Source organism: Paraburkholderia sp. Ac-20347 (assembly GCF_017104805.1).
Classification (GTDB): domain Bacteria; phylum Pseudomonadota; class Gammaproteobacteria; order Burkholderiales; family Burkholderiaceae; genus Paraburkholderia; species Paraburkholderia tropica.
In genome coordinates this window covers 1-8,732 of sequence record NZ_JAAGPN010000309.1, presented here as the reverse complement: position 1 = coordinate 8,732, position 8,732 = coordinate 1, and the positions used below count along the sequence as shown (strand labels likewise).

Here is an 8,732-nt window from a genome sequence, read left to right as displayed (position 1 = left end):
GCGCGGCGTCAGCCAGGCCAGCACGGCGGCGATGACGAACAGCGCGGGGACATCGCCGAGCAGATGGCCGCGATGCTCCGGCGTCATCAGCGACTGCGCGGCCATGATCGCGCCATGTACGACGCTCGACCAGACCGTGAACCAGATCAGGCTCAGATGCGCCAGCGGATCGCGCGCGGCGCGCACGAGAAAGACGCCGAGCGTCGCATAAATGCCGACGATCATCGCCGGATAGTCGGAGTGCCCGCTGTGCCACGCCCAGCCGGCGGGCCAGACGATCATCAGCGGGTAGAGCGCGAATATCGCGATCGCACCCGTGACGAGCAGCGCGCCGCGCAGATAGCGCAGGCGGTCGCGTGAATCCATGGCGGTCTCCTCGGGGCATGACGGCGGCCCGATGGCACCACTATGCCCGTCCGTTCACGCGCTTGCAAGCTTTCCTCCCTGCTGTAAACCCAAAGATCGTCGCGCATCGTGTCGGTATTTGTTCGCATTTATTCTTCAATCCTGCGTTGACGGAAAATGCATTGACGCGTCTGTCTTTCGTCGACCTGTCGAAATAATTCTTCACAACTGGCAATGTTATAACGTAACATTCGCATCGGCTTTCACAGCACTTTCGATTTTCTTCGCTGCGCGGCGGTCGCCGACCACGGGGTTTCGCGACCGCGTTGCGCCTCACAGGCGCTTCATCGCGCGTCTTATTTCAACGATCCGACAACGACGCAAACAAGAATCATCGTGGCCACCTCCATCCAGTCCGACGCGTCCTCGAAGCCGCGTTCCGCGCGCCTGCGCGCCCAGCCTCGCGGCGCTTTCGCCTGCCCTGCACGCGTGGAATCGCTTGCCGGGCGTCTCTCGCAACTCGCGCGTCTGCGCCGCTTCACGCACTTCGCCCAACTCTCGCATCTCACCCGCCTCACGCCGCTTTCGCTGGCGCTCGTGAGCGCGCTGGTCCATGCGCAGTCGTCGAACGCAAGCAGCGACGCCTCGACGACAACCGGCAGCACGCTCGCACCGGTGTTCGTCACCGCCAATCCGCTCGGCGACAGCGATCTGATCTCGCCGGCCACCTCGGTCGGCGGCGACGATCTCACGCTGCGCGCGGCCAATTCGCTCGGCGAAACGCTCAACGGACTACCCGGCGTCTCGACGACCACCTACGGACCGATGGTCGGTCGCCCGATCATCCGCGGCATGGACGGCGACCGGATCCGTCTGCTGCAAAACGGCGTGGCCGCCTACGACGCTTCGTCGCTTTCCTACGATCACGCCGTGCCGCAGGATCCGCTCTCGATCGAGCGCGTGGAAATCGTGCGCGGCCCGGCGGCGCTGCTGTACGGCGGCAACGCGATCGGCGGCGTGGTCAACACCATCGACAACCGCATTCCGCGCGAGCCGATCCAGGGAGTGACGGGCGCCATCGATGCGAGCTACGGCGGCGCCAACGACGCGCGCGCGGGCGCGGCGCAAGTCGAGGCGGGCAACGGCCAGTTCGCCTTCCACGTCGATGCCTTCGATCGCGACACCAGCAATCAGCGCATTCCCGGTTACGCGCATTCTGCCGCGCAGCGTGCGGCCGATGGCGGCGCCGACGAGCCCTACGGCAGCATCCCGAACAGCGACGGCCGCTGGCACGGCGGCGCGGTCGGCACCTCCTACACGTGGGCCGACGGTTACGCGGGCATTTCGTACAACGGCTTCCAGAGCGACTACGGCTCGGTCGCCGAAGACGACGTGCGTCTGCGCATGCATCAGGATCACGTCGCCGTGGCGTCGGAAATTCGCAATCTGAGCGGACCGTTCAGCCAGCTCAAGTTCGATTTCGGCTACACCGATTACGAGCATCGCGAAATCGACAACGGCGAAGTGGGCACGACGTTCCGCAATCACGGCTACGAAGCGCGGCTCGAAGCGCGCCACAAGAAGATCGGGCCGCTCGAAGGCGCGATCGGCGTGCAGGTGAGCCAGAACACGTTCTCGGCGCTCGGCGACGAAGCGCTCGTGCCGACCACGCAGACCACCAACATCGCGCTGTTCGGTCTGGAAGAATGGCAGGTGACGCAGCGCCTGAAGCTCAGCGCGGGCGCGCGTCTCGAACACGTGAAGCTCGATCCGACGCCCAACGGCAACGACCGCTTCGCCAATGCGCAGGGCCGCGACTTCAACGCGGGCAGCGTCTCGGCGGGCGCGCTCTATCAGCTCGCACCGGCGTGGTCGCTGGCGGGCAACGTCGCGTACACGGAGCGCGCGCCGACGTTCTACGAGCTTTACGCGAACGGGCCGCACGATGCGACCGGCCAGTATCTGATCGGCAATCCGGATGCGCAGAAGGAGAAGGCGGTCTCGACGGATCTGTCGCTGCGCTTCGAGCGCGGCCCGAACAAGGCGAGCGCGGGCGTGTTCTACAGCCGCTTCCGCAACTATCTGACCGAGTACAACACGGGCCGCCTCGTCGACGATGACGACGAGGTCGTGCCCGCCGGCACCGACGATGCGCTCAACGAAGCCGTCTATCGCGGCGTGCGCGCGGAGTTCTACGGCGTGGAGCTGGACGGCAAGTGGCGCGTGTTCGCGAAGGGCGCGCATCGCGTGGACGTGGCGTTCACGGCGGACTACACGCACGCGCGCAATGTCGATACCGGCGAAGCGCTGCCGCGCATCGCGCCGCTGCGCGCGACGCTGGCGGCCGATTACGGCTACGGTCCGTTCGGCGCGCGCGCGGAACTCGTGCATGCGTGGGCGCAGCATCGCGTCCCCGAGGACGATCTGCCGACCGGCGGCTACACGACGCTCGGCCTGATCCTCACGTACAAGTTCCGCGTCGGCCCGACGAACTGGCTCGCCTATGTGCGCGGCGACAATCTGACGAACCAGGACGTGCGCTACGCGAGTTCGGTCGTGCGCGACATCGCGCCGGAAGGCGGGCGCAGCGTGATGGTGGGATTGCGCTCGACGTTCTGACGCGCCTGCTCACGCCGCGCGCGCGACGTCGAACGCAACGTCGCAGCGTGACGTGAAGTGACGTCAGACGCGCGCGGCGGCGGCCAGGGTTTCCTGCGCGCGCAGGCCGTCGACGGCGGCGGTCAGGCCCTGGCCGCCGGAGTTGTTGCGCAGCACGAGCGTGAGATCGTGACGCTGCGCGATGCGCATCGCGATCGACAGCCCGAGGCCGCTGCCCGTGCCGGGCACGTGATTGCCGCGATAGAAGCGGTCGAGCACGCGGCCGAGGTGTTCTTCGGGAATGCCCGGCCCATTGTCGACGACCTCGAAACCCAGGCGCTCGCCCGTGCGCGTGAGCACGAGGTCGATGCGCCCGCCGGGCGGCGTGTAGCGGATCGCGTTGTCGATCAGATTGTTCAGCAGCGTGGCGAGGCCGTGCGGATCGGCGGCCACGTTGCAGGCGTCGTCCTCGTTCACGGGCGGCCGCACTTCCAGCCCGAGATCGATCTGCTTGTCTTCGGCGAGCAGCGAGAAGTCGCCGATCGCCTGCTCGCTCAGGCGGCGCAGGCTCACGGCCGCCACCGGCAGTTCCGGCTGCGCGTCCTCGCGCGCGAGCGTCAGCAATTGCTGCACGAGGCGGATCAGGCGGTTCAGGCGCGTGGCGATGCGCTCGGTCATTTGCGGCTCGCCCGTGAGCGTGCCGTCGCGCAGCGCGGCCTGGAGTTGCAGCTTGAGCGCCGCGAGCGGCGAGCGCAATTCGTGCGCGGCGTCGGCGATAAAGGTGCGCTGCGCCTGCGACGCCGTATTCAGACGCGCGAGCAGGTCGTTGAGCGCTTCCACGAGCGGACGCAATTCGATCGGCACCGAGCCGTCGAGCTTGAGCGGTCCGAGCATGGTCGACGAACGCGCGGCGAGCAGCGCCGACAGCGCGCCGACCGGCGCGAGGCCGCGCGCCACCACCAGCAGCACGAGCACGATGGCGACCGGCACCAGCAGCGCAAGCGGCCAGAGCGTATGCAGCGCCAGTTGCAGCGCGAGCTGTTCGCGCACGGAGATCGGCTGCGCGACCTGCACGAAGCGGTCGGCCTGCTGCACGCCGAAGGTGCGCCAGTGCGTTTCGGCGCGCTCGATCACGTGAAAACCCACGGGATTGCGCGGCAGCGGCGGGTCTTGCGTCGAGTGATAAATGGGCGCGCCGTCGCGGTCCCAGATGTCGATGAGAATGCGGTCGTCGGCGATGCCCTGCATGTCGGGCTGCTGATCCTGCGCGGCGCCGTGGCCCGTGCGCAGGTTCAGCGGCAGCGACAGCGCCACCGCGCGCAATTCATAGTCGAACAGTTCGCTCGCCTCGTTGCGCGCCGTGTGGAAGATCGCGAGTCCCGCGATCGCCGACGCCGCCGCGAAACCGCAGATCAGCCAGCCCAGCAGCCGCCGCCGGATCGAATTCATTCAGCCCTCTTGAGGCGATAACCGACGCCGCGCACCGTGACGATCTGCTCCGCGCCGATCTTGCGGCGCAAGCTGTGCACATGCACTTCGATGGTGTTGCTGCCCACTTCCTCGCCCCAGCCGTAGATGCGTTCTTCGAGTTCGGCCTTGGTGAACACGCGCGCGGGTTCTTCGATCAGCACGTGCAGCAGCGCGAATTCGCGCGGTACGAGCGCGACCGGCGCGCCCGCCTGGGTGACTTCGTGCGCGGCGGGGTCGAGCGCGAGGTCGCCGTGCGTGTAGACCGGCTGCTTGCGTCCGGTGCGCCGGCGCAGCAGCGCGCGCACGCGGGCGGCGAGTTCGTCGAGATCGAAGGGCTTGACGAGGTAGTCGTCGGCGCCCGCGTCGAGCCCGGCCACGCGGTCGGTCACGCTGTCACGCGCGGTGAGGATCAGCACGGGCGCTTCGCCGCCGCGCTTGCGGTAGGCGGCGAGCACGGTCACGCCGTCCTTCTTCGGCAAGCCGAGGTCGAGCAGCACGAGGTCGTAGACGTCGTTGGCGAGCGACAGCTCGGCTTCGCGGCCGTCCTTCGCCCAGTCGACCGCATGGCCTTCGCGGCGCAGCGTGTCGAACACGGGTTCGCCGATCATTTCGTCGTCTTCGATCAGTAGCAGACGCATCGTGGGGCTCCAGTTCGCGTGAATGCGCAGTGAGTGGCGCGGGGTGGGGTGCAGCGCGATGAGCGATTGTCCCTCATTCGTTCCTCATGCGGCGCGCTTTCGCTGCTCATTCGCGCTCCGGCTTCGTGACGGCGCGGTGCGGTCCGCCCGGCTTGCCGCCGGACTTGCCGCCGCCAAGCAGCAGACGCAGCAGCGCGGGCAGCACCAGCAGCACGAGCGGCATCTGCACGATCAGCCCGGAAATGATCGCGACGGCCAGCGGTTGCTGCATCGCGGAACCCTGGCCGAGCGCGAAGGCGAGCGGCAGCAGCGCAAGAATCGCGGCGATCGTCGTCATCGCGATCGGGCGCAGGCGATTGCGTCCGGCGGCCTGCAGCGCCTCGTCGAGCGGCAGGCCCTCGTCGCGCAAGAGGCCCTGGAACTCGGAGACATAGAAGATCGCCACTTCGGTCACGATGCCGATGATCATCGTCATGCCCATCATCGCCGAGATGTTGAGCTCGATGCCCGTGATCCAGAGGCCGACGAACACCGCGCCGGTCGCGAGCAGCGGCATCGCCATCACGGCCAGCGCCACGCGAAAGCGTTCGTAGAGGAACAGCAGCAGCCCGAACACCAGCGCGACCGCCGCGCCGAACACGGCCATCAGCCCCTTGAACGCGATCTGTTGCTGCTGATACAGCCCGCCGAGCTCGTAATAGACGCCTTGCGGCAGCAGCGCGGGATCGGCGAGCGCGTGCTGCACGTCGGCGATGGTCGAGCCGAGATCGCGGCCGTCGATGCGCGCCGTCACGGCCACCATGCGCTTGAGATTGTCGCGGCTGATTTCGGGCTGGCCGCTCACGTGCACGGGCGCGGCGACGCGCGAGAGCGCGAACATATGGCCGTCGGGCGCGCGCAGCGGCAGGCGTGCGAGTTCGGTGTCGGTCATCTGCAGCGCGCCTTGCGCACGCACGCGCACGCCGATGCTCTTCGGCCCGCTCTGGTACTGCGTGGCCACGTTGCCGTCGAGCAGATCGGCGACCTGCTGCGCGATCGCCTGCGGATCCATGCCCTGCGCGGCGGCCGCATCGGGGCGAATGCGCAGGTCGATGGCGTCGCCGGCGGGATTGATGCCGTCATTCACGTCGACGATGCCGTTGATCTTGCCGATGCGCGCGGCCACTTTCTGCGCCGTGCCGTCGAGCACGGTCTGATCGTCGGAATAGATCTTGATCTGCACGGGCTGCGGCACGGCCGTGAGGTCGCCGATCAGGTCTTCCATGAGCTGCGCGAGTTCGACGCTCACGCCCGGCACCTGGGTTTCGACTTTCGAGCGGATTTCCTCCATCACCGTGTCGATCGGCTCGCGATTGCCGGACTTCAGGCGCACGAAGAAGTCGCCCTTGTTCGGCTCGTTGAGGTCGCCGCCGAGGCCCGCGCCGGTGCGCCGCGAATAGGTCGCCACGTTCGGATTCGCGCGGATGATCGCCTCGATCTGCTGCATCAGGCGGTCGGTTTCCGTGATCGAGGTGCCGGGGCGCGTGTGGTAATCGAGCACGAAGCCGCCTTCGTCCATCGACGGCATGAAGCCGCTGCCGACGCGCGTAAACGCGAGCGCGGACACGGCCGCGAGCGGCACGATCAGCGCGAGCACCCAGACCGGACGCAGGCTCACGCGCGCGACGAGGCGTGCATAGACGCGGTTGAGCCACGCGGCGAAACGCGTCTCGCGATGTTCTTCGGCGTCTTTCGCGGTGAGCCAGCGGTCGCACAGAATCGGAATCGCGAGCCACGTGACGAGGAAGGAGATGAAGAGGGCGCTGGCCATCGTCACCGAAAGCGCCTTGAAAAAGGCGCCCGTCACGCCCGAGAGAAACGCGAGCGGCACGAAGATGATGAGCGTGGCCGCCGACGAACCCGCGAGCGGGCGCGTGAATTCGAGCGCCGCGCTCATCACGCGGCCATGAAACGCGTGCGCGCCCGCTTCGCGCATGCGCCGCGCGATGTGCTCGATCATCACGATGGCGTCGTCGATCACGAGACCGACGGCCGCCGCCATGCCGCCGAGCGTCATGATGTTGAAGCCCATGCCGAACACGTCGAGCAGCAGGATGGTCGCGGCCATCACGATCGGCACGAGCGCGACGGCGATCAGCGTGATCTTCACGTTGCGCAGGAACACGAACAGCGTGAGCGCGGCGAGCACCACGCCGATCATGATCGCGTCGCGCACGCTGGTGGCCGAGGCGACCACGAGTTCGCTCTGGTCGTACCAGTTCGCGAGCTTCACGCCGGGCGGCATCTGCTTGTCGAACGCGGCGAGTCGCTCGCGGATCGCCTGCGCCATCGCCACGCTGTTCGCGCCCGGCTGCTGGTACACGTTGATCAGTACGGCATCCTGAACATCGGCGGTCACGCGGATCCATTGCGGCACGGTGCCTTGCGTGACCGTGGCGATGTCGCCGAGGCGGATCTGATTGCCGGCGTTCGTCGACACCACGATGTTCTTCAACGCGTCGAGCCCGCCGAGCGCCGCATTGGCGACGACGAGATAGAGCTTGTCGTGATCCTCGATGCGGCCCGTGGCCATCAGCACATTGCCCGCGCCAACGGCGCGCGAGACGTCGGCGACCGAGAGCTTGTACGCCGCGAGGCGCTGCGGATCGACGGCCACTTCGAGCTCGTCGCGCGCGCCGCCCGTCACGTCCACGCGCGCGACGCCCGCCACCGACGACAGCAGCGGACGCAACTGGAACTGCGCGAGATCGTAGAGCTGCGCGAGCGACTGCTTGTGCGAGGTGAGGCTGTAAGCGAGCACCGGAAACACGGTCGGATCCATGCGGCGCACCTGCATGGAGGTGCCGGGCGGCAGCGTCGCGAGGATCTCGGCGATGGCCGACTGCGCCTGCAGCGTGGCCTGCGCCATGTCGGTGCCCCAGTCGAAATTCAGCGAGATTTCCGCCGCGCCGCGACTCGTGCGCGATTCGACGTCGCGCACGTTCGGCACGCGGCGCAGCGCTTCTTCGACGGGCATCGTCACGAGCGTCGCCATCTGCTCGGCGGGACGGTCGCCCGCATCGAGCGAAATCACGGCGCGCGGAAACGACACGTTCGGGAACAGCGAGATCGGCAAACGCAGCGCGGTCAGCGCACCAGCGACGGCGGCGAGCGCGATCACGAACAGCAGCGAGCGGCGATGCCGCTGCATCCATTGGCTGAACGTCATTGCGCGCCGCCTTGCTTCGTCTGGGCGAGGCGCACGGCCATGCCGTCTTCGAGTTCGTCGTTGCCGCTCACGACGAGCGGACGCGCGGCGTCGAGCGCGCCATCCACGCCGTAGGCGTTGCCGTGCTCGACCTTGACCGTGACGTTCACGCGCTGCGCCTTGTTGCCGGGCGCGACCTGATAGACGTAGTGGCCGCGATCGTCCTGCAGCACGGCCGCGCGCGGCACGTTCCACCAGACGCCGGTTTGCGTGTCGATGTCGGCGCGCACGCGCGTGCCGGGCAGGAAGGCGGTGCCCGCGAGCGGCACGTTGGCGCCGACGTTGACGAGCTGGCTCTGCGCATCGATGGCCGCGCCGACCAGCACGATGCGTCCTTGCGCCTGCAGGCCGTCGAGCGCGGGCGCGAGCGGACGCAGCACGACGCGGTCGCCCGCATGCAGCGTGAGCGACTCGGCGGGTTCGACGCCGAGCGA

General features: G+C 67.9%; 5 protein-coding genes and 1 pseudogene. 1 reads left to right on the top strand and 5 read right to left on the bottom strand.

Features of this window, described 5'->3' with window-relative positions; translation table 11 throughout:
- A partial coding sequence (locus G3N97_RS33565; RefSeq protein WP_205997189.1) for a DUF6632 domain-containing protein occupies positions 1 to 366 on the bottom strand: 366 nt, incomplete at its 3' end.
- A 507-nt stretch (positions 367 to 873) separates the two neighbouring features.
- Between G3N97_RS33565 and G3N97_RS33560 the strand changes: the two genes are divergently transcribed.
- A complete protein-coding gene (locus G3N97_RS33560; protein ID WP_205997191.1) occupies positions 874 to 2,964 on the top strand; it encodes a TonB-dependent receptor in 2,091 nt (696 codons plus the stop codon).
- A gap of 63 nt (positions 2,965 to 3,027) precedes the next feature.
- On the opposite strand, the gene G3N97_RS33555 is transcribed toward G3N97_RS33560, so the two are convergent.
- From G3N97_RS33555 to G3N97_RS39805, 4 genes and pseudogenes are all read right to left on the bottom strand, one after another.
- Complete coding sequence (locus G3N97_RS33555) at positions 3,028 to 4,392, bottom strand: ATP-binding protein (RefSeq protein ID WP_205997188.1); 1,365 nt, start codon at positions 4,390 to 4,392, stop codon at positions 3,028 to 3,030.
- Entirely contained in the window at positions 4,389 to 5,051 is a 663-nt protein-coding gene (locus tag G3N97_RS33550) for a response regulator (RefSeq protein WP_065063985.1), read from the bottom strand. The genes G3N97_RS33555 and G3N97_RS33550 overlap by 4 nt, the downstream gene beginning before the upstream one ends.
- A 106-nt stretch (positions 5,052 to 5,157) precedes the next feature.
- Positions 5,158 to 8,259 (bottom strand): efflux RND transporter permease subunit, encoded by a 3,102-nt coding sequence (locus G3N97_RS33545; RefSeq protein ID WP_205997187.1) that lies wholly within the window; start codon positions 8,257 to 8,259, stop codon positions 5,158 to 5,160.
- Positions 8,256 to 8,732 (bottom strand): annotated as a pseudogene (locus tag G3N97_RS39805) (efflux transporter periplasmic adaptor subunit); the annotation flags it as partial. The gene G3N97_RS33545 and the pseudogene G3N97_RS39805, both read right to left, overlap by 4 nt.

Excerpts from the sequence above, each read along its gene's own strand:
- G3N97_RS33555 (WP_205997188.1), bottom strand. The coding sequence starts at position 4,392 with ATGAATTCGATCCGGCGGCGGCTGCTGGGCTGGCTGATCTGCGGTTTC.
- G3N97_RS33550 (WP_065063985.1), bottom strand. The coding sequence starts at position 5,051 with ATGCGTCTGCTACTGATCGAAGACGACGAAATGATCGGCGAACCCGTG.
- G3N97_RS33545 (WP_205997187.1), bottom strand. The coding sequence starts at position 8,259 with ATGACGTTCAGCCAATGGATGCAGCGGCATCGCCGCTCGCTGCTGTTC.